This is a genomic window from Ereboglobus luteus, assembly GCF_003096195.1.
Taxonomy (GTDB): Bacteria; Verrucomicrobiota; Verrucomicrobiia; order Opitutales; family Opitutaceae; genus Ereboglobus; species Ereboglobus luteus.
Map to the genome: position 1 here is coordinate 1,001,700 of NZ_CP023004.1, position 21,485 is coordinate 1,023,184.

11 protein-coding genes are annotated in these 21,485 nt (G+C 57.1%); all 11 read right to left on the bottom strand.

The genetic code is table 11. The features are described from left to right. Positions 1–8 precede the first annotated feature (8 nt). The 11 genes from CKA38_RS03655 to CKA38_RS03705 all read right to left on the bottom strand — a co-directional run bounded on the left by CKA38_RS03655 (position 9) and on the right by CKA38_RS03705 (position 21,480). Positions 9–12,299: an InlB B-repeat-containing protein gene (locus tag CKA38_RS03655; RefSeq protein WP_152032656.1), complete on the bottom strand. Its 12,291-nt coding sequence runs from the start codon at positions 12,297–12,299 to the stop codon at positions 9–11. Then, the gene (locus CKA38_RS03660; protein WP_108824276.1) at positions 12,296–13,138 is read right to left on the bottom strand and encodes an InlB B-repeat-containing protein; all 843 of its coding nucleotides are present in this window, start codon (positions 13,136–13,138) and stop codon (positions 12,296–12,298) included. The genes CKA38_RS03655 and CKA38_RS03660 overlap by 4 nt, the downstream gene beginning before the upstream one ends. Before the next feature lie 94 nt (positions 13,139–13,232). Then, positions 13,233–14,291, bottom strand: coding sequence for an InlB B-repeat-containing protein (locus tag CKA38_RS03665; protein ID WP_152032657.1), 1,059 nt, complete (start codon positions 14,289–14,291; stop codon positions 13,233–13,235). Further along, a complete protein-coding gene (locus CKA38_RS03670) occupies positions 14,270–15,403 on the bottom strand; it encodes a type II secretion system protein (RefSeq protein WP_108824278.1) in 1,134 nt (377 codons plus the stop codon). Before CKA38_RS03670 ends, CKA38_RS03665 begins: the two co-directional genes overlap by 22 nt. Before the next feature lie 34 nt (positions 15,404–15,437). Next, positions 15,438–16,580, bottom strand: coding sequence for a type II secretion system F family protein (locus tag CKA38_RS03675; protein ID WP_236919140.1), 1,143 nt, complete (start codon positions 16,578–16,580; stop codon positions 15,438–15,440). 65 nt (positions 16,581–16,645) lie between these two features. Further along, positions 16,646–17,311, bottom strand: coding sequence for a hypothetical protein (locus tag CKA38_RS03680; protein WP_152032658.1), 666 nt, complete (start codon positions 17,309–17,311; stop codon positions 16,646–16,648). Beyond that, positions 17,308–17,598 (bottom strand): hypothetical protein, encoded by a 291-nt coding sequence (locus tag CKA38_RS03685; RefSeq protein ID WP_152032659.1) that lies wholly within the window; start codon positions 17,596–17,598, stop codon positions 17,308–17,310. The genes CKA38_RS03680 and CKA38_RS03685 overlap by 4 nt, the downstream gene beginning before the upstream one ends. A gap of 59 nt (positions 17,599–17,657) precedes the next feature. Beyond that, positions 17,658–18,536 (bottom strand): hypothetical protein, encoded by an 879-nt coding sequence (locus CKA38_RS03690; protein ID WP_108824282.1) that lies wholly within the window; start codon positions 18,534–18,536, stop codon positions 17,658–17,660. Between the two features lie 272 nt (positions 18,537–18,808). After that, positions 18,809–19,528 (bottom strand): hypothetical protein, encoded by a 720-nt coding sequence (locus CKA38_RS03695; protein ID WP_108824283.1) that lies wholly within the window; start codon positions 19,526–19,528, stop codon positions 18,809–18,811. Between the two features lie 12 nt (positions 19,529–19,540). Beyond that, positions 19,541–20,083, bottom strand: a complete 543-nt coding sequence (locus tag CKA38_RS03700) for a hypothetical protein (RefSeq protein WP_108824284.1) — start codon at positions 20,081–20,083, stop codon at positions 19,541–19,543. A gap of 47 nt (positions 20,084–20,130) precedes the next feature. After that, a complete protein-coding gene (locus CKA38_RS03705; protein ID WP_108824285.1) occupies positions 20,131–21,480 on the bottom strand; it encodes a PilN domain-containing protein in 1,350 nt (449 codons plus the stop codon). Between the last annotated feature and the right edge of the window lie 5 nt (positions 21,481–21,485).

A 21,485-nucleotide genomic window follows, 5' to 3' on the forward strand; every position in this document is an offset into this window, starting at 1 on the left:
TACTCCGTCTATTTACCCTTGAACCTTTTCCCGTCGATAAGGTGCCCGCTGCTCCGGTTTGTCGGAACATCGTCGAGCAGGTTGCCGCCGCCGTCCACGTAGTTTCTTCTTTCGGAAGCTCCAAAATCCTCACCCTTCACAAGGAAAACCTGCACCATGGTGCGCTTGTCTTTAACAAGCACAATGCGCTGCACCCACTGCTTTCCGGATTCGGTATCAATACCCTTGGTTTCCGAATCCTCCTTGAACTGGGAGTTGCTGCCAACGAGTTCCCATTTGTATATTTTGTATTCATCCTCCAATATCACACGAACTGGGAATTCCTGCCCCATAGTGACCACGTCGCCGAGACTGATGCTTCCGCCAACAGAGGTGTAGCTCCGGTCTTTGTGCTCATCGCTCTCTTCATTGATATCCAGCATCTGGATATAGGTTTCAAGTATCGGGTTGATTGATTGAATCAGTCCGCGAATGTCCAGATTCGACCCCACGTAAATGGTATAATTCGGCAACACGGTTGGTTGCATGGCGCTAGGGCTCACATTGGTCCATCCCTCAAAGCTGAAGTTGCCAGAATCATGCAAGGCGTAGCTGGCCGATACATTAGATTTGTGGTCGAAGAATTTCGATATCGCATCCGGCATATGGCCGTATTCCAAGATGGCGTTATCAAGCATGAGCTTGTCATTGCCGGAAGGATGGCATGTCGAATTGCTGTCAAAGGTCATGGTCACCTGCCACGTGCGCACCGTTTCAAAGTTGGCAATGACGTGGCGGTTTTCGTTGAGTGTGATCGTGGTGTCCTCGGATGTTCCCGAAAGATCACCGTCCCAGTTGATGAATTTCTTGCCACTGCCCGGCTTGGCGATGACGCGCACAGACGTGCCCGCCGGGTAGGGGCCGCCTTCCGGATAGGAGCCTTCCGTCGCCACCATTTCGACGGTTCCGCCATCGGTGGGCAGAGCCGACCATGTCAGCCTGTAACTGTCCCGCCCGACATAGAAATAGACCTTCCTGTTCCGATCGGCGGGGATCATCATCGTGTAAGTGTTGGTTACCTCGTCGTAGGTATAGCTGCCGCCATCAGCGATATCATCGCCACCCCAGCCTATTCCTTGATAGTTTGAGTTGGGTCTGGCCGTCAGCGTTACCCACCCGTTTTCATCAGGCGGGGAAGACACATCCGTGTAAGCCGCGGAGCCGACGGTCACATAGCCGCTCCCAGTATCCTCCTGCACGGTAATAGTGACAATGCCCTTCTGGGAAACAGAGCGGAAAATCGCGTATGCAGTGCAGTCGGCGGTGACGACGATAGTCGTGCTGCCCGAAGTCGCGGTCGAACTGCCCGAAGGAACGTCAATAACACCGTCCCCATCCGTGTCCCAGCCAGAGAAGTAATATCCGGCGTTGGCAGTAGCACTCACTGCAACCGACTTATTATAATCATAATTGCCTCCGCCGCTCACCGAACCTCCCACGGAAGGCATCGCTTGAACGTTCAAGGTGTATTTTCGTTTCGTGAATTGCGCGACGACCTCCTTGTCCGCGTCCATGGGAACACCGGTGGAGGGCACGTTGGGATTGTTGACGGTCACCGCGGAAGAGGGGCTCCATCCGGCAAACGCATAACCCGGCTCGGCCGTCGCCGTCAGTTGCGCGGTCTCGCCGTCGTTTATTTGCGCCGTATAGGAAGCGGGTTTTATCGGACCACCCGCGGAATACGCTGCGTTGCCATTGATGGTAACGGTGCCGCCCAGCTGGGGATTCGTGCTGACGGTGAGATTACGATAAACCGTGATCTTGAAGCGGCCGATGACCGCCTGATCGGATTTCAAGACGATGTGGGTATCGAGGGTGTCGGCGTTTGCGACCTCTCCCGCCCAGCCGAGGAACACGGCACTCGCTGCCGGCGTCGCCTTGATAAACACCGTGGCACCGTAATCAAATTCCGTCTTGGTCGTCGAGCCGCCAACGGGACGTCCGTCCGAGGGTGCGGTGACGCTGACACTGCCCAATGATTCATCCGCAGGATCCGAATACAGGTTCAATATGCAGACTTTCGTGAAGATTGCACTAATGGTCTGGTCCGCCGTGACCGTATAAGTGAAGAGTTCCGGCAGGGAACCAGCGGCGGTTTGCTGCACGACGCGGCTTGCCGCCCTATCGTCCCCCCAACCCCAGCCCACAAAGCGGTAAGTCGAATAGACTTGGCCCACCCTTGCTGTGAGCACGGTGCCGTAATAGTATTGGCTCGTGCCCACATTGGACTCCGGCATATGGGTGAGCAGTCCGCCAATATCGGCCATGCCCATACCTTTCTCCCAGCGCTCGAAGTTCACCGTGTAGAGGCGGCGCTCGAAGCGCGGCGTCAGTTCGATGTCGCCCAAGTTGGCAAGCGCGTCGGTGATGTTGAAGGTGATCGTCGCCGTGCTGGCGGTGTCCGTCGTGTTCACGGTCTTGCTTGCCGCGATAGTGTCGTCAAAGCCCGCGCCCCAATCAACAAACTTGAAGCCCGTGGAGGCGACGGCCGTGATCGTGACGGACTGCGGAGTCGTCCGCACGTCGTAACGGTAAACGCCCTCGCCGGGTGTGACGTTGCCCGGGGTTGCCGGGGGTGCCGAGTTGGCGGGAGTCACGTCAGCCGGGGCGTTGACCTTTATCAACACCTGGCGCACGTAGTTCGCGATGATTTCGGTGGTGCGGTCGAACTCAAACGGCAGTGTGGTGCCAGAGCCGAGCGTGGTGTAGTCTTCCTTCCACGAGTCGAAGCGGTAGCGTTCGCCCGGGTTGTCCTTGGGCGAGGTTTCCAGTGTCACGTCCGTGGAATACAGGCGCGACATTGTCGAGGTGACGATGAAGTCATGGTCGGGATTGCCGAGCTGGTGCGCGACCAGCAAATCAGTGCCCGCCGCCGGTATGGGCGTGACGGTGAGCGTGTAGGTCTTGGCCTGGAAGAACGGCGTTGCCGTGACATCCTGAGTTACCGGGAAGCTGATGATCTCAGGCGCGGGATTTGTGCCGGGGTTCGGTGAAACGGATCCCGATATGTCGGGACTGAAAGTCCAGTGATCGAGATAATAATGCTTCGATTCGGGCGTTGCCGTGAGAACGGCCGTCGCGCCCTCAACAAACGTGTAGGTCTTGGAGCCATCGGGATTCTCCACGACCGCCACATAGGGACTGTAACCCGACACGGTGACCGTGCCATGCTCCGCCTTGGGGACGGTAAGGGTGCGAGCGTTGGCAAAGTTGGCCGTAACCTCGTAGTCCTTTGTCAGGACATATGTAATCGAACGCGATTTCATGCCCGCGGCATCGCCGCTCCACCCGGTGAATATCTTCCCTGGCGTGGAATCGTTGGCGGTGAGTGTCACCGAAGTGTTGGGCGCGTAAACTTGGGTGTCGGGATCGGGCGATGTGGGATGCGGGTCAGGCGTGCCGGCGAGTGAGCGGGCAATCGTGCCGCCGCCCACGGGGTCGACATGCGCGGTAAGTTTAAACACGCTGCGCTCAAACAGCGCGACCACGGTCTGGCTGCCGCCCAGCATTGTGTAGGGGAACACGTCGGGGTTTGTGCCAAGGTTTGCGACTCCGGTGCTATCCGTCCAGCGAACGAAGCGATAATACGGCGCGGCGGCTGTGGCGAGTTGCACTCCCGCGTCGAACCTGGCGGAAACCGTGGGCGTGGTGAGGAAGTTGTTCGTCACCACGGGTGCGTCGGGGAACGCGCCAACGCCGGTGAGTGATGTGGCGACGGGCGCGCCGTCATAAGGCGCCGCTTGGCCGCCCGTGGCGCGCGCCTCGACTGTGAGGCTGTAGGCCTTGGGCGAGAAGTTCGCAGTCGCCGTGATCACCTTGGGCGAGGCCTCCATGGTGAAACTGTTTGTGGTGTTGGCCAGCACCACGCCGGCGGGCGTGGACGGGGAGAATGTCCAGGAGTCGAACTGGTGATGCGTCGACGCGGGTGTGGCTTTGATTGTGGCCTGCGTGCCGACCTTGAAGACATAAACCGTCTCACCGCCGTCGGTTTCTGTGCGGCGCGCGCCCGTCACGGTGATCGTGCCGTATGCCGGGTTCGGATTCGCGACCTTGAGGCGCACGATGTTGACAAACTCGGCGCCGACGGAGCGGTCCTGGTTCATCGGGAGGGTGATTGTTGAGTTGGTGGTGACGGCCGCGCCGGTCTCGCCAGTCCACTTTTCAAAGTCAGTGTCGACCGAGCTTGCCGCCGCCACGAGGGTGACGTTCGAGCCCGCGGAATGAGTCGTCGTGGCGGGGTTCGCGCGCGGATTGCCGTCGTTGCTAATCACTCCGGATCCCGAGGGATCAACCGATGTGGTGAGCAGGTATTCGCTGCGGACGAATTCGGCGTGGATGGTCTGGTTGCCCCTGACGGTGAATGTGTAGAGCAGTTCGGTGCCATGAATCGTCGAGTGACCGGCGTCCGTCCACTTGCTAAAGCCATAATGGTCGGCGGGAGTCGTGGAAAGCGTGACGCTCGCGCCGTAAGGCAGCGTCCATGTGCTGTTGGCTCCCTTGGGCAGGAAGTTGTGGTTCTGCGGCGAAACCGCGGAGCAGGTGCCATCAAGCGATGTCGCAATCGGCGTGAGGGAGTTGGCCGAGTAAGGCTCCACGGTAATCGTGTAGTTCTTCGGCTTGAAGACTGCTTCCACCGAAAGTTCGCCGGTGACGGTGAGCGTGAGCGTGGAACCGGTTGGATACGGGCCGGGCTGCTGCACGCCGTCGATGGTGACAATCCAGTGATCCACCTCGAAGTGGGTGCAGGTGGCCGAGAAGGTGACATTTGTGTTTTCGCGGTATTTGCCGGTGGCGTCCATGCCGCCCGCGCTCGAAGTCATGGGTCCGCCCGATATCGGGGCGGGTGACGCGGTGATGGTGGCGTTTTCGGTTATGGACGCAGGCGCCTTGATGGTAACATCAAAGAGTTTTGCGTAGTTGGCTGTCGCCGTGGTGTCGCCGTAGAGGGTGAGTGTGGTGGTCGGCGTGGTTTCGGTGCGGGGACCGTGTCCGTCCACGATTGTCCAGCCCACAAAGTCATACCCGGCATCGGTGCCGGACTGGATGGTGACCACGGAGCCGTCGGTCAGCCGCGCTCCCGCCCATTCTGTGTAGGTGCGCGGGGAACCGTCCGTATTTACATTTGGCGTGACAATCGTGTGGGGCAGCGTCGCGGGGTCGATCGCCATCGTGAGGCTGACGTCCCGCTCGAAGTGCGCAGTCACGGTCTTGGCACCGTCAACATGCACGGAGGTGGCGGCATCCGCATAATACTCCGGCAACGCAAGGCTGTCGGGCGTGACCGTCCAGTATTTGAATGTGTAACCGCTTTCGGGAATGGCCAGTATCGTAGGGGTGCTGCCGTAATCGCGCGATTCGGTGATGCTGGTGGTGCCGCTGGCGGGCATGCCGTCGAGCTTGACAAGGCCGTGCATGTTGTTGTCCGAGATACTGGTGGCGACGTTCACCGTCAGGTCGAACTGTTCCATGGCGAAGACGGCCGTGACCTTGGTCGGATAGTCGAGGGTGATGTCGAGCGTCTTTGTGCCCGTCGTGCCGTCGCCGGGAATTTCGATCGGGGCGTCGAATGTGGCGCCACCATCCGCCGTGGCTTTTTCAATGACCCATTTTTTCAAGACGTGATACTGCTGCGGCACGGCGGTGACGGTAAAGGTGCTGCCGTAGTCGTAGGTCTTGGTCTGCGTCATGATCTCGCGATTGACCTCAAGGCCGCCGCTGGCCGCGTAAATGTAGGCGCGGTCCTCGCTGGAGGCGGGGTTGGGCGTCTCCATGGAAAGGGTGAGGTTGAGCCGGCGGATGTAAACGGGCGCGACGATGAGATCATTGTCCATTTCCTGGGGCCACATCGAGGGCCACGAGTTCCAGTTGAAGCCGGAGGCCGAGAAATCGGCTTTGCCGTCCTGCGTCATGTCCCAGCCGACAAAACGGAAACCTGACAAGCCCGGTGCGTTCAAAACGGGCGCACTGCCACCCCGAACGCGCTTCCATTGCATGATGAGCGTCGAGGGATTCTTTTCCTCAGCGGGCACCTCGCGCGCCAAGAAAATATCGGCCTCGAGTTTGGTTATGCCGTATTTCAGGAAGTCGAACACGCCGACTCCGGAGATGCTTCCGCCGGACCAACCGGAAGGCTGGTTGAGCACGGGTTGATCGAGGCCGACGGTAAACCAACGCACGTCGATGTAGGCGGTGACGGTTTGCCAACGGCCGTTCACGCCCGGCGAACTTGAGAATTGCCTTACCCCCGCGCCAGGGGCGGTGCTATTGACCACCTTGCCGTTGGGATTCTCGTCGGTCCAGTGACTCAAAATAAACGGACCGCCCTCAAACTTTTCGTCCGTGGTGAAATTTTCAACGTGGCCGCCGGGGAAAACGCCATGCTTTTCCTCGACCTGCCGGTTGACCAGAAGGATCGGATAACCCGGAGGTGCATCCGAGTCGCCATAGATGTTGCCGAGTCTGTCGTTTAAATAGTTATGATCCAGAATGATATGCTTGTATTCAGGATCCAAGTCCACGTTGGTTTTATCGAGTTTCCAGCGCAGGCTCAGGCGGAAGGCTTCACCCGAGGTGTAACGGGCGGTGAGGCGCACTTCGTTCCTTTTGATCGGGTAAATAAGATGCGTGCGGGCCGAATAGGGCGCAAACACCCATGAGATAACCGCGCTACTTTCACCGTAGCCGGGTTCCCAACATAGGAAACCTCGACCACCAGAGTCCTTCGGCTGGCCGCTCGCGGAGCCATCGGCTTCGATGTCTATGAATGAATAGGGGTCGTTGATTCCCACATCAGCAACGCAAGCAGGGTGCCCATCCACGATGGTGTAGGTCTGCGTGACGGCGCCGGGCACACGCACGTGGTGAATGTCAACACAATCAGTGCTTGATTCAGTGACATGAGTGTCATCCGGATTCACAAACAGGATCAGCCGGTGCAGGCCATGCGGCAGGAAGTAAGCGGTTACCTGGGTCACGGGGGCGGTCAGCGCCTCAGGATAGACGACTTCCGCCGTCTCGGAGAAGCGGTTGGTGAACTCGGACGAGTAGCCGACGCCCTTGAACCAAGCGACAAAACTGTAGAGGCTCGTCTCGCTGATAGCCTTGAGCGTGGGGCGCTCGCCATAGAAGACCTCGTAAACGCGCGGCTCGGGGCCGCTGGCGAGGCCGCAACCGACTGCTTCGCCGCGCACGTCGGCCCTGCCGGCGGGGATGGTGTAAATTTCGAGCTTAACGCGAGTCCTTTCAAAGATGGCGGTGTAAGTCTTGGGCGCATCCATGGTGACGCTAAGCGATGTGGCCGAACCAAGGGTTGGGACATTGCTGTCGGGATCCAGCGTCCAGCCGACAAAGGTGTAACCGGGCGCAGAGGGAATCGCTTGAATGGTGGCGGTGTAGCCAACGGGCATCGTGCGCACCGAATAATCCATGGCGTTGGGCTCGGGCATGTAAATGCCGGCGCGGTTGCCCTTGCCGTTGGCAACCGTGGTGCGGCTGCCGGTGGCGACTGCGTAAGTCTTGGAATCGCCGGTATTCGTCGTGTTTTCGTATTTCACACGCACTTCGAGCTTGTGGCCCGCGGTGTAATTGGCGGTCAGTGTCTTCTCACGCACGTCGAGCACGACGCTTGTGTTTTCAACGCCGGGTTTCGCGGGCACGGAGCCGTTGTCCGCCGTCCAGCCAATGAACGCATAGGTGTCTATGTATTCGGAACTCGGTGTCACGTTGATGTTGACCGTCTGTCCCTTGTAAAGCACACCCTGGCTTGATGTGGTGTGCGTGCCGAGAGCCGGGGTCGTGGTGCCAAGGCCCACGGGGTTGATCGCCATGGTGAGCGTGACCTTGGTCTTGTAAATCGCGGTGAGCGTTTTCGAGGTGCTCACAGGTTCGGTGCGAACCGGATTGGTGCTGCTGGTGTCTTCCCACCGAATGAAGTCGTAACCCGAAACGATCGCGGCGGAGAGACCAGCGGTGTCGCCAATGTAATACTGTTTGCTTTGCCCACCGGAGAGAACGCTGGCCGAGCCCTCGCCGGGAACGGTGGAGCCGTCCGCCGCAACGGTAAGCGGACACGCCGGATTGGTCGAATCATCCAGCTTGATGTTGATCGTGATATTGATGAGCGCGTCACCGGTCGCGGTGAAGTTGGCGGTGATGGTTTGCGGGCCGGTGACCGTGTAGGCGACGATGGGGTTCGAAGTTGTGTTGTTTACAGCAGGATCGGGGGAGGTCCACTTGCTGAACTCCCAATGCTGAGCGGGCGTGGCGACGATATTGGTGATGATTTCGCCATGATATGCCGTGTAGGAGGAGGGTTTGTTGATCGTGCCGCCGCCGGACGGGGCGCGCTCGAAGGTAATGGTGTATTCCTTCGCATAAACGGCCTTGATGGTCGTGCTCGCGGTAATCTGGAACGAATAATCGAGCGTGGTGCTGTCGATACTGCCGTCGTTGCCGACATCCCAGCCGAGGAAACGGTAGCCGGCGGATGCGTTGGCCGAAAGGGTGACTGTCGAGCCGTTCACATAGGTGTAAACATTGCCGGAAACATTTTCGTAACTGGTGGAAACGATAGGCGAGCCGCCCGTGCCACCAGGCCGCGTTTCGGTAAGCAGCGTGACCGTGTGGAGCGAAGCGTAGCGAGCCGTAACGCTCTTCGCGAGGGCGTTCATCGTAAAGCTGTTCGGATTGACCGCGCCGGTGAGCGAGCCGGACCAGCCGATGAACTTGTAGCCGCTGGCAGTGGAGGCGGTCACATTGACGGTGTCGTTGAAGGAGTAGGCCTTGGTTTGCGTGCTATAGAGCGTGGTGCCGTCCGCGGTAATTGAGAGGTCGGTGAAGGTGCTGGGCTTGGGCGCCCCCCCGTCGACTTCAATATACGCGGTAAGACCCGCGCCGCCCGCGGAGAAATTCGCCGTGGCGGTGGTGTTCCCACCGATCGTGATCTTGGTGGAAGCGGCGCCCGCGTTGGCAAAGGTGCTACCTGCAAGCGAGCTGGTCCAGTTCGCGAAATTGTATCCACTATTGGCGGTGGCGACAATCGATACTTCCTCGCCGTGGTAACGCGTGGAGGGATTGACGGAGCTCGGGCTGGTCGCCACGGACCCGGTTCCGGCGGGGCTGGCCTCGAGTGTGAGCTGGTATTCCAAGGCGTAAATCGCCTTCACGGCGAGCGCGCTGGTAACGGTGATGTTGTAGGTCTCCTCGGTCGAGGTGATGTCGGCGATTCCGTCGTTGTTGGTGTCAATTTCCCAGCCGACAAACTTGAAGCCGGCCATCTTGTTGGCCTCCAGCGTGGCGGTGTTGTTATGCACATAGGTGTAAGTCGAGCCGCTCACGCTTTCGTATTCGTGCGCGGTGGGAGTGCCTCCGATGCCGGCGCTGCCCGGCCTCACCTCCGTGGTGAGGGTGACGTTATGCAGGGACACGTAGGAGGCGGTGACGGTTTGAGGGCCAAGGATTTCAACGGTGCCGACAGGATTCGAACCTCCGGGGGAAACGGGTTTGTCAGCACTCTGCCATTCGATGAACTTGTAGCCGGCGGGCGTGGCCGCGGTTATGTTGGCATAGGTGCCGTAGTTGTAGTCCTTGCTCTGGCCGTGCGTGAGCGTGGTTCCGTCCGCGTTTACGGAGAGGGCGGATGGCACGGGATTGGGCGTGGCACCGTTGACGAGGATGCGGACGTTGAGCGCGTTGGACGCGACCTTGAAGTTGGCTACGATGGAGTGGTCGCCGCTCATGGTGATCGAGTTCACCGACGATGTCGCGCCGCCGGCAAAAACGGCGCCCGTGGTAGTGGTCCACTTGTCGAAGGCCTTGCCCGCGGAGGTATCCGCGTTCAGGTTGAGGTTGCTGTTGTAATCGTAAGTGTGCTCGTAAACACCGGCTGCGGGGCTGGTCGTTCCAGCGTCCACGGGCGCAACCGAAATCGTGAGTGTTTGGAGGCGAATGTAAACGGCCTTGACCGTGGCGTCGCCGGAAATGCTCGAAACTGTATAGGTGGGCGCGGTGTTGTCGGCAATGCCGTCGTTGTTGGTGTCCCAACCGGCAAAGCGGTATTTGGTTGTTCCCGCGGTGGCGGAGGACTGGGCGGAAAGCGTTATGGTTTCACCGCGGCCAACCGCAAACACGGTGGGATTTGTGCCAAGGGTAAGCGTTTTGCCAATGGTAGCATTGGTGGCAGTAATGAGAGATTTGAAATTCAACCCGCTTTCGCCACCTGTCGGGTTTGTGAGCAGGCCGACAGAAAGGTGGTGCTTTGTCTTGTATTGGGCGGTGACAGTCTTGTCGGAAGTGAGCGTGGCTGTGGCGGTGGCCGCGTCGGTCGAGCCACCATCAACATTGCTCCATCCTGAAAACACATAGTTCGTGGCCGAGGCGGTGGCCGCGTTCAGCGTGGCGGGCACATTGTAGGTCACATCCTCGGTGCCGCCCGTGGTCAGGAGCGCCGAATTGACTTGGACCTGAATCGCCGTCGTGCTGGCACCGTCGAGCTTGACGGTGGCGGCAAGCGTGCGCTTGTCGGTGTAGACGGCGGAGATGCCCGCGCCGCCTTCGGAGGGAAGAGTGTAAGAGCAGTTTGGCGAAGTGGAGATCACGGGAGCGTCCCATATCTCCGCCTCGTTCGCAGACCACGCGCTTACCCAGCGGACAAATTCCCATTGCACCCCGGAAACGGTATCGGTGATGTATTGCGGTGCCGTCAACTGAACAGTGGCCCCCGCGGCAATCGCGCCTTCACTGATTGAGTCCGGAGCGACCCCGTATGGAGTCAGGTAAGAATACACCCTGCCACCAAGTGTAAAGTTGCCAATCACACGAATGGCATCGGACTCCGATTTACTCGGATGCCAAGCCGTTGTGCATCCCTTGTCCCTGACTGCGGCAACATTCACACGATTGCCTGCCGAGAGATTGGCGGTAATCGTGCGCGCGCTGTTCATTGTCACCGTGATGGGATTAGTTGTCAGCGCGGTGCCTGTGACCCCAGATGTGTCGCCCGTCCAATTGACGAAGGCATTGTCACCGCCGGGAAGCACGGTGATCGTCACCACGGTGCCCGCGGGATAAACCGCGGTCCACTTGTTGGTGCTTTCCCACACAAGGGTGCCTGCCGACACGGAATACCCGTTGCCGCCCGCCGCAATCGAACAATTCAGTGTGAGTGTATAACGCGGCGAGAAAACCGCCGTAACCGTCCTGTCCGTGCTCATGCTGAGGGAACCGGGATCGACGCTGCCGGTCAGGTCGCCCTCCCAATGATCAAACACCCAAGTTACGCCGCTGCCCATGGCACCGACAGGTTTGAGCGAAAGCGTGGAGCCGATGGCGTGCGTGGAGTTACCGGTGAGGTTGGCGTTGGTCCAGTCGTTATTTTTAACAACGGCCCCGGCAGTCGCGGCCGCGGCGGGCGAGATATTGACAGTGAGATTTGAATGCGTGCGCTGGAATGTGGCCGTAACGGTTTTGGCCGAATCCATGGTGATCGTGGTCGTGCCACTGCTCGCGCTCGTAACACCAGCCCCCGTCCATTGGAGGAACGCATAATTGGTCGCGGGAACGGCTTCCAGCGTAACCACCGTGCCTTCCTGATAACTGCCGGAGCCGTTCGCGATCACATTTACCGTGGAGGTGTCGCTGGTGAATGGATCGGTAAACGAGCCGGATCCCGTGGCCTCGCCACCCGTGGCCTTGTTGAGCGTAAGCACGTATGAGTTCGGAACTTTAAGAAACGCCGCCGTCACTGCGGCGGCATTCGCCGGCATCGTCACACTGGCTGTAACCGCCGCCCCTTGCGATGGATTCGCTGCCGCCAATGCGGCCTTGTCCTCGGCGGACAGTGGGCTGTCCTCGGGAACTACCCAATTCATAAAGCCGTATCCTGCCGCGGGTGTGGCCTTGAGCGCCACATTTGTGCCATATTGCAGGGCTCGTGGGTTCCATCCGCCCGTCACCACCGTGATGGTGCTGCCATCCTCACCCGTGCCGGTGGCCTCCACCTTGCTGCTGCCATAATCCCATCCTCCAGCAGCCGTTGCGCTCACGGTAAAATTATAGGACTTTGGCTTGAATTTTGCCCTGACCGTGGTGGCTTCGGTCACAACGACACTTGTATTTCTAACCGTCGATTTATTTACGGGGCCTTCCCACCCTAAAAACTCATATTTGTTTTGGTCGATCACGGAGGCTTCCAGTTTGACTGATTTTCCAGCGGTCACGCTTATCATTGCACTGCCGCCCGGGTTAATCGTGGTCGGGCTCACATTGGGAGGGGGCTTGGCGTAGCCACAACTTTCCCGCCCGAGCCGGAGCCGACATGAAGTGTGGCCGCAAGCGGATCCGCCACCCTGAAATTGGCCGTGATTTTCCAAGGTCCCGCACCGCTACCCAAGGCTACCGTGGTGCTGGCACTAGCCGGATCGGAGATCGTCACCGATCCCAACGTCACCGTCCATCCATCGAAAAGAAAACCCGCGTTTGGCGTTGCGGTGACAGTTGCCGTGGCACCGGGAACATAATAACCGCCACCGGTCGTCTCGCCGCCAATGCTCTCGGGGCTGTCCAGCACCTCAAGCAAATAGGTTGATTGAGCAAAGACCGGCGTGAGCCTCACGTTCCGGTTCATGTAAACGCTCGCCTGTAACGACGTGAAGGAGGGGCTGAGCACAGTGCCCACGGGATCGGGTTCCCAGCGAACAAAATGATATCCCGTCGCGGGCGTGGCCTTCACCGTCACCAGCGTGCTTGCGGCAATGCTCGACAGGTTCACCGACGCCGGACTCACCACTGACACGGTTCCACCCGGCATCGGGCTGTCCAAGGTCAGCGAATAATAAGCGGGCTCAAACACCAGCGTCACTGCATAGTTCTGGTTCATCGTTAGGCTCACGCTGCCCGTTTGGTTATTGATTGCGGGAGCTGCGGCGCATTCCCAACGATAGGTGTAGCCGGGGCGCGCCTCGGCGGAAAGTGTCACGCTCTCCCCGTTGGTATAAGAATGGGATCCCGAGCCCGGGCTGATGCTGCCTCCGACCGCGTATTGCGAGTTTTGAACACTGATAGTCAGCGTGTGTTGCTGCGCCTGAGCAAGCGCAGGCATCATGCCCAAGCATATTAGGAGTGCAATCCACAAATGCTTTAGGTGAGATTGCGAGCGCATGTTAATCACAGGAAAGGTTGATAATCTCATTAGGCGTTCACCTTATTTGTTCGAAAATCGCCGTGACCACGGACGCCTTGCCTGCCGTGGGAGTGATTGTCGTTTGTGTTTTTGTTCTGTCGGCCACGGGCCCGTCCCAACGCACAAATGCAAATCCGGGCATGGCCACTGCTCGGATGGGAATTGGTTCCCCTACAGGCATTGCTCCAAAACTCCCCTCGACCCTTCCTGCGCCGTCTGGTGATGCTTTGCCGCGCACCAAGGATCGGTTGAGCATGAATTTTGCCGTTACAATTGCATTCTCCGTTACATAAACTGTGGTCTCCGCGCGTCCCTTGGAGGTGACCGGTCCGCTCCAGCCGTTGAATAAGAAACCGCCCTTGGGTTCGGCCTTGATCGTGACAGTCTCGCCACGTTTATAGGTGCCCCCGCCCGACACACCACCGGCGGTTGCCGGTTCGGCCAGCACCGTTATCGTGTAGGTTTCATCAAGCGGTTTAAAATGTGCCGTCAATACCACATCACGATTGAGTGGGCGCGCCAAGGTCGTGTTCGCCGACGTCGGGTCGGAAACCGGTCCTTCCCATCTGTCAAACAAATAACCAGGGGCGGGTTGCGCGTATACCGGCGACTGCGTGCCGATCGGTTGGTAACCTGCCCCATCCACCGCACCCGCGTTGGAGGGCATCACCTTGACATCGACCAAGTGGCGCTTGGGTTCAAAGACAGCGACGACTTGTTGTGAACGCGAACCAATATAGGTTTTGGTCACCGGCGCTGTCCGGTTCGTAACATTTCCCACCCAACGGGAAAATCGATATCCTTCAGCCGGCAATGCCTGCACTTCCACCACTGTGCTTGGCGCATAGCGTCCCCCTCCGGACACACTCCCCCCATCGGCAGGCTGCGCCACCGCAGTCAACTCAGTCAGAGAGTCTTTTTTCAAATTTTCGGTGTTGGCTATCGCAAAATTTCCAAAAAACGCCCCGCATAGAGCTAAAATAGATGCCCATTTCAGTGTCTTATTGCAGTTCATTTGTTTTACATGAGACGTTGTGAACTCTCTCCGCTTTGTCAACCCCTTGGTTTTAGCCAAGCGTTATTGTGCGGTGTAAGTGGTGTTTTCGTTGAGCAGGATCGAGACAACCGTGTCGGCTCCAGAGATATCCGGAGACGTGGCTTTTCTTTTTCTTTTATCACCACGCGCCTGCCTTCGAGGATTCCTTGGTTTCTACTTGGAAAGAACTGCACATTGGGCGTTCTCGACTCCACCGTTTCCGGCGAGGTGAACGCATCGACTCGGGCGGCCAACCCGGGAACATTGGGGGGATCGTTCCACGCATACATATTACTGAACACGAAAACCCGGTCAGGCGCGGCATATACAATATTGCCGCTACCGTCGACTTCTGACGTGGGTGTGTCGGGCGAGAGATTATTAATTGTAACCTTGTAACGCGGTTGCACTATTCTCACGGCGGCCGTGCGTTCCGCATAACTTCGCCCGCGCCCGTCGGTAACGTTCCATTCGCCCTGCAAGGTTCCGTTCCAAGCCGTGGGGGCCTGACTTCCCATGTCGCCCCATGAATTATCGTAAATGGCGTCAAACCATGCCTTATAGTCGGGCACCGCGGCCCCGGAGCTTACTCTATTAACCGTGGGGAATGGCAAACCCGGGCCACCGGGAAACATAAAGGATAGTATAATATAGCGCTGCCTGTCCGCTTCAAAAGGGCCGACAAGCATGACACGGCGTCTTCCGTATATATTATAGGCAATATCATGAATATCACCGCCCGAGTCGGACAATCTCGTGGCTGCGATCGCCTGTCCGCGCAATCTGGCCAAACGCCCATACCAAGCATTCACATAGGTGTCCTCCCCATCAAATGGGAGTATGATCGGAGCAAAATCCTTTTGATAATCAAATATCGTTTGAGAGCTTGGATAGAGGCCGGTGGTAACCGCTGGCATGTCGCCGGCGAGCGCGGACAGGTTCAGATTCAAGTCTTCCTGCCGGAATGATAATTTTACCTCCGAAGCAAGTCCGTCCAAAATTTTTTGTTCCGCCCTGAAACGCACCCTCTCAATAATACCGATGGCGGGCATGGCCATCACTCCAACCAGAATGCCAAGGATGGTGCAGATTGCGATCACCTCGACCAGTGTGAATCCGTTCTTTGCCAGAAATAATTTCGTTTGTTTCATTTTTATAAAAGGGATTGCCATTGTTTTTCAACTCTCACTTTGAGAGTTGCTCAACCATCGACATCATCGGCGTCAGAAGGGCGTATGCCATCATGCCCACCATGACGACCAATACCACGAGCATGACCGGTTCAAATAATTTGAGCGCGCGGTCAACACGCTCGCGTGCCTTACGGTTGTGGTATGCCGCGATTTTTTTCAACGACTCGTCGAGTTTTCCATTTTCCTCGCCGATGCGCACGGTCAGCACGACCATGTTCGGAAACACCTTTGATTCCTTGAGTCCGTCCGAAATTCCCTTCCCCTGCTCCACCGCCTCACGGGTTATTTTGATGCCGCGATTATAAATGGCATTGCCAGCGATCTTCGAACAAATGGTCAACCCCTGCACAATCGGAATTTCCGATTCGTAAAGCGCGCCAAGGTTAGTTGCGAAACGTGCAATGCAAATATCCTTGGTAATCGGCCCGACCACCGCCATCTTAACCAGGCACCAGTCAATCATCGGGCGAAATATTTTTGAGCGAAATGACCACACCATAATAAAAGGTGCGATGGCGGTGCAAATCATCAAAGCCACCATGTTCCCCTTAATGAAATTGGACATCGCCAGAATCGCCCGGGTCATCGGCGGCAATTCCACGCCAATTTCTATAAACACTTTCATCAAAGTCGGCACTGTGAATCCGAAAATGACAAAAACAAATGCCACCATCGCCACCATGATCATCGCCGGATACATGCTCGCGCTTATGATCGTGTTTTTCAACGCATCCGCGCTCTGGAAATACTCAATCAGGCGGTGAAACGCTTGTGCCAGCTTGCCCGTGCTTTCACCGACGGAAATCATCTGCCGGATATGGTCGGGAAATATGCGCGGAAACTGTCCGCACGCGTCGGCCACGCGTCCGGTCGAGTTAATCTCGTCGGAAATATGGGCGATTACAAACTTGGGTTTACCCCGCGGAAACTCATCGACGAGATTGCGAAACGCATCGTCAATATTGATGTTCACCTCGAGCTGAATTTCGATCTGATCCAGAATTGATATGAGATCCTGCGCGCCCAGTTTCGTTTTGTAGGTGCGTGTTTTTCGCTCCTCGATTCTTATCGAAAGCGGCCAGTAGCGCTTTCGCTGCATCATGCCCTGCAGATACGCAATGTCGGGGGCGAACATTCGCTCTTTGCGAACGCGCCCCTTTTCATTGGTGTATCTTACTATGTAAGCAGGCATGCAAAATGTTACATGGCGGAAAGCGGCACGCATACCGTCACCGGGCGTCCGCGCGTTACCTCCACATACCTTTCGGATTGCTCAATGATAATAGAGTCGCGTCCTATGGAATGAATGCGAAAGCCCTCCACAACATCCCCAACTGAATAAACTCTGGGCACTGGTTTTTCCTGTTCGGCCTTGGCTCCTTTTGGATCGGAAGAGGCCGCGCGCACCTTGGGCGGGCGTGTCAAAAGAATGACTGTGTTTTTTTTGCCGTCCACGCTTTCCACGATACCACCAATCTCAACCACAGTTTCCATGACGTCCACAGCCACCTGCACGCGAACCTCAAAGGGATTCTGCAAATCCTCCTCCGAGAGGCGGGCCACGCTGAACAAGAGCACTCGCCCGTCACCAGATGCTTTTAGTAATTCTGACGGGAGCGACACATTAGCGAGCGGATTCTTGATGTTATCAAACGATAATTTCGCCGTTTGCGTGTCGTATGTGTCGGTGTTTGGACGTTCCAATCCAAAAGAATCAATGGCCCTGGGACCAATGCCCGCTTGACTGACGCCCTGAGCTGACGCGCCCAAGCACAATCCCAATGCGCATGACAGCATCGCTACAGCACGCAGAGGCATCGCAAGCGACGCCCCTACAAGAGATGACAGAAAATCGTGTAGTTTCATTTTTTTTCAACCTTCCTCTTGTTGCCGCCCCGGTTAGCCGGTGTTTTGGCTTTTGCCGGTCGTGACACAGGTTTTTTTGTCCGAACCGTTTTCTTTTTCCGGACGGATGCCTTGGTCTTGGTTGATGTCTTTTTCTTCGCGAATACTTTTTCGATCTCCATGATGTCGCCCTCAAAGTTCATCGCCTTGAGTCGGCGCATCATTGTCCGGGCATCGCCAACACTCACAGCGATCGAATCCAAAAGCGCGCGCATGGCCTTCTTTTGTGCAGCTAGACGCTCGCGCATTTCGGAGGAATAGGCGCCCAGCGCGAGGGAAAGCGTTTCAGCTGCGGTATGATAAGACGCTATTTCACTTGGATGAAGGTCCTGTCCATATACTGGAATGTCTGTGCTTCCGGCGGCACTTCCACGAACACTCCCCCCGCCTCGCCCTTCACCAGTTTGAAGCGGAACTGTTCTTGAATCTGCTGCAACTGCGTCACCTGCTGCTGCATCGCGCTGAGATTGGCCGCCAGCGATGACTGGGTCGCCGTTGTCTGCCGGATTTCGGCCTTCAGCGCCTCGCTTTGAGCCGTCAACCGTTTGACCTCCTCCGATCCCTTGGTTTTCTCCGCCTCCAAAGCCTTCACCTCGGCTTGCGCTGCTGCTTTCTGGGCCAAAGCCGTGTCGCGTGCCTTCAAATCCGCCTGACTCACCAGACTCGACCCGCTCAAAAGGCGCAGGGAAGCGACTGCCCCCGCGCATAGCAGGATGCACGCCACTGCCGTAATTGCCACCGCCTTCCAGAGGGTGCTGCGTGAAAGCTGTGCCGACTGGCGGACGTCCTCCTGTATAATGCGGGTCGTCTCGTCCTGTTTCGTGGTCACTTCCTTCGAAATGGCCTCCTGCCCCTTGGTAATCGTTTCCAGCACCTGCGGATCCGAAGCCTGGGGTTGTTCCAGTTTCTTGGCCAGGTTGCGCACTTCCTCGCTCGTCTGCGTAACCGTGGTAAAGAGCTCCATCTGGTTCGTATTGGCGCGCTCCTGCATCTCCGAAATCTTCTGCTCCAAATCCTGCGGATTGTGCATGCTCTCCAGCAACGCCTTCACGACGTCCATCATCTCCTCGCGGCAAATCGTCCGGAAACGCTCGAAAAGCGTCCGGCGCCATTCCACTTCCATCTCCTGCAGGCGCAACTGGGCTTTTTGCTGAAACTGTGTCATCTGTGTGGGTTCGTTCGACATAATAAATTCCTTCCTGTTCTTCAATGATGCAGCTCTCCTGGGTTTCACGATCAATCACCTGCCAGCGGTTTTCGGACAAGGCGGCCACGTCGGCGCCAAGCGCCACAAGCTCCGAGAGAAAATTGTCCCACCGCTCTTGCACCGGTAAATCATCGGACGCGGACAGCACGACGCATTGGTGCATCAGGTGCATCACGGTTTCGATCATTTGGCTGGAACTACTCATTGTTTTTCTGGACTCGTTTTGTATCTAAATGGATTCGGGTGCTTTTTTAGTTGCTGATCGAGCCCAATGCAAAACGGGCTTTTTGAAGGCGGTTGGTCAGGGCCTCGGCCTGTTGCTGCAACGCAATCAATTCATGCTGCGAAGCATCGACCTCGGCGCGAACCTGCTCCTTTTGTTTTTGCAACGCGGCGATCTCGGTGCGAATCGCTTCCATGCGATGAAGCATTTGCACGCGCTTGCGGAGCACTTGCGCCTGCACGGCGTCGTTGGTAAACACTTGGGCGAAAGTCGGGTTTCCGTATTCCGACGCGATTTGCTCAACAGCGCGCTTCATGCGCATGATCATCTCATCGCGCAGTTGAGAGGCCTCGGTTCCTCCGGGACCGGGAATGGACGTTTTCTTTGACTTCATTTTTACCTGAGGATCGGAATAGGGCTTGGCTCCTTTCATGAGCTCTCCCAATCCATCATCGAACTGCATGGGGACAGATGGAGCCGATGTCGGTTGCGCCACGGGTGCGCTTGGCGCAACCATCGAAGTTTGAGGCGCGGGCTTCGCGGGTTGCGGCGCGGCCTGCACAGGCAATTGCACTTGCGCCTCGCGAACGGGTTCCTTGTTTGCAACCGCCTGTTTGGTTACGGGGCCGGCGGGAATGACCATTGGTGCGGCCAAGCGCGGCGTGGCGGTTTGCGCACAAAGGACGCCGGACAACAGAACAACCGGCAGCACCGTCAGCAGGGAGAGTTTCATGGTGTGTGATTTCATGGGTAGTGCGGGTTACTCGGGGTTTTTTACATAAACTGTGAGCGAGAGACTGATCCGGCTAAACTCGCGTTTGCGGCTGTCCCCGATGGTTTGTATATCAACACTGTCCACAGCGAGAGAATCAATTTCTTTTAGCCGGTTGAATAAGGCTAGGACTTCCGGCCAAACTGACACGGGCGCACTACCACGCGCAATTTGATAATGCCGCTTGATAAATTCCTCCGTGGGGTTCTCCGAACGGGCAAGCACGGACCACGTTGGACGCAACCCCGTGATGAAGGCATCCGCTTCCGATCCAGTCATCATTGAGGCGCGCACTTTATTCGCATCAGCACGCGCCTGCTCGGCTTTGTTGTCGGAATAATCGCCCGACAGGCTGGTCACGCTTTTCCGGGTATTGTTGATTGACGAGTTGAGGCGTGTGACCGCGGCCTTGTTGCTCTTGCTGGTTGTATACCAATAATAAATCAACCCCGCGCACAAAATAAAAGCAGCAGCAGCAGCAAACGCCCACACCGGAGTCGCGCGATAGGTTATTTTTTTTGTCTGTTGCATTGGTTTCTGAAAGTGAGGTTCTGATGTTGCATGCCGAGGTTCGGAGCCTAGTGGCCCCCGGCAGACGTTGCGTTTTCAATACTCGGTTTCGGAGTGGTTCCCTCCACGATAAAATCCCCCGTGTTTGTGCTGTATTTGTTTCCGCCCTGATTCACCAGAAGACCTGCAATTGAGCCCTCCAAGGTGCGCTTGATTGCCGTGGTCGGGTCGGTGGAGTCGCTCCCTACCCTTGGTTGGGAAACGCTTTGTTTCCAAAAGATGCCCGCCAATCGGAATGTTTGGTCGCTGATGTTCATGGATGTGAGCGTGGCATCCCGCGGTATCGCCACGGGCAGCATCTGCACCAGTTGCTGGCGTCCGTTAGAATATTCAAAAATTTCTTGCGAATACAATTTCCGCAATGTTTCCATCTCCCGCTTGTTGTTTTCCAAGCGCATTTTTTGCGCGGCAAGCGCGCCTTGCTGCGCATTGAGCTCCCGGATGGTTTTCCTTTCCTTCTGGAGCTGCAAATAGGCAAAAATGCCAAACCCCAAAAATATAACCAGCAGCACGGCCGCCGCAATCTGGAGCCCGAAGTCCAAAACGATGGTCTTGGGCATGTCTTCCATCAGCGAGCTGGGGTGCTTAGAAGGGACACTCAAAAGCAAAAGCTCAAGGGCCGAAAACCCTAGCACTTCGACCTGCGCCTGAGATTGCAGCACATCCCAATAGGGGCACTGGGTCTTCACATCCGTGCCGGGAGCCTGATAAATGCGCATTTGCGGCCGCTGTCCGCCGTCCTCGAAAGTCACCCCGTATTCGCCAAAAATCATACTGATCTCGGACCAGACATCATAGGCTTCCTGACGCTTGCCAGCATACAGTTTGCGACAGGCTTTCATGCCGGACGTGGTGTTGATATAGACAAAGGCTTGGCTGTCCTTGTCCACAATCATAAAAATACTGGTGCGCCCCGGCGTCGACGCGGCGTGCATGGCCAGCGTCGCCAGCGGAAATGCCCGCGGAACGGAATACCCCAAATCCATGAGGCTTGAACAGAGCACGCTCAATGACGGCACGGCCTCATACGAGCAAAATGTGCCAAAACTGCCCCCAGAACCCGGAAGTGGCCACGGCTGCTGGAAACCCCACCCTGTCAGATTGTTTGCAATCGATTCATGGCTGCCTGACAATGCCTCGCGGACAATCGGCCTGCCGCCTCCCGGACACTCGGCAAACTCAGTCTGCATGACATCGGGATCATAAGCTAGCACCAAACTGGACTTCTTCTTATAGTGCTCCTGCACAACTGCCGCCGAATCCTCCAGCCGGACAAGTGGCTTGCGCAGCCAGCCCTTTACCGGATCATTGTAATATACGGTTTTCTCCCAGATAAACAGGCCTTGTGGCTTTGCCATGGTAT

Coding starts and splice junctions, on each gene's coding strand:
- CKA38_RS03680 (WP_152032658.1), bottom strand. CDS start 17,311: ATGAAACTACACGATTTTCTGTCATCTCTTGTAGGGGCGTCGCTTGCG.
- CKA38_RS03695 (WP_108824283.1), bottom strand. CDS start 19,528: ATGAAATCACACACCATGAAACTCTCCCTGCTGACGGTGCTGCCGGTT.
- CKA38_RS03705 (WP_108824285.1), bottom strand. CDS start 21,480: ATGGCAAAGCCACAAGGCCTGTTTATCTGGGAGAAAACCGTATATTAC.
- CKA38_RS03660 (WP_108824276.1), bottom strand. CDS start 13,138: ATGATGCCTGCGCTTGCTCAGGCGCAGCAACACACGCTGACTATCAGT.
- CKA38_RS03685 (WP_152032659.1), bottom strand. CDS start 17,598: ATGCGCGAGCGTCTAGCTGCACAAAAGAAGGCCATGCGCGCGCTTTTG.
- CKA38_RS03690 (WP_108824282.1), bottom strand. CDS start 18,536: ATGTCGAACGAACCCACACAGATGACACAGTTTCAGCAAAAAGCCCAG.
- CKA38_RS03670 (WP_108824278.1), bottom strand. CDS start 15,403: ATGAAACAAACGAAATTATTTCTGGCAAAGAACGGATTCACACTGGTC.
- CKA38_RS03675 (WP_236919140.1), bottom strand. CDS start 16,580: ATGTTCGCCCCCGACATTGCGTATCTGCAGGGCATGATGCAGCGAAAG.
- CKA38_RS03700 (WP_108824284.1), bottom strand. CDS start 20,083: ATGCAACAGACAAAAAAAATAACCTATCGCGCGACTCCGGTGTGGGCG.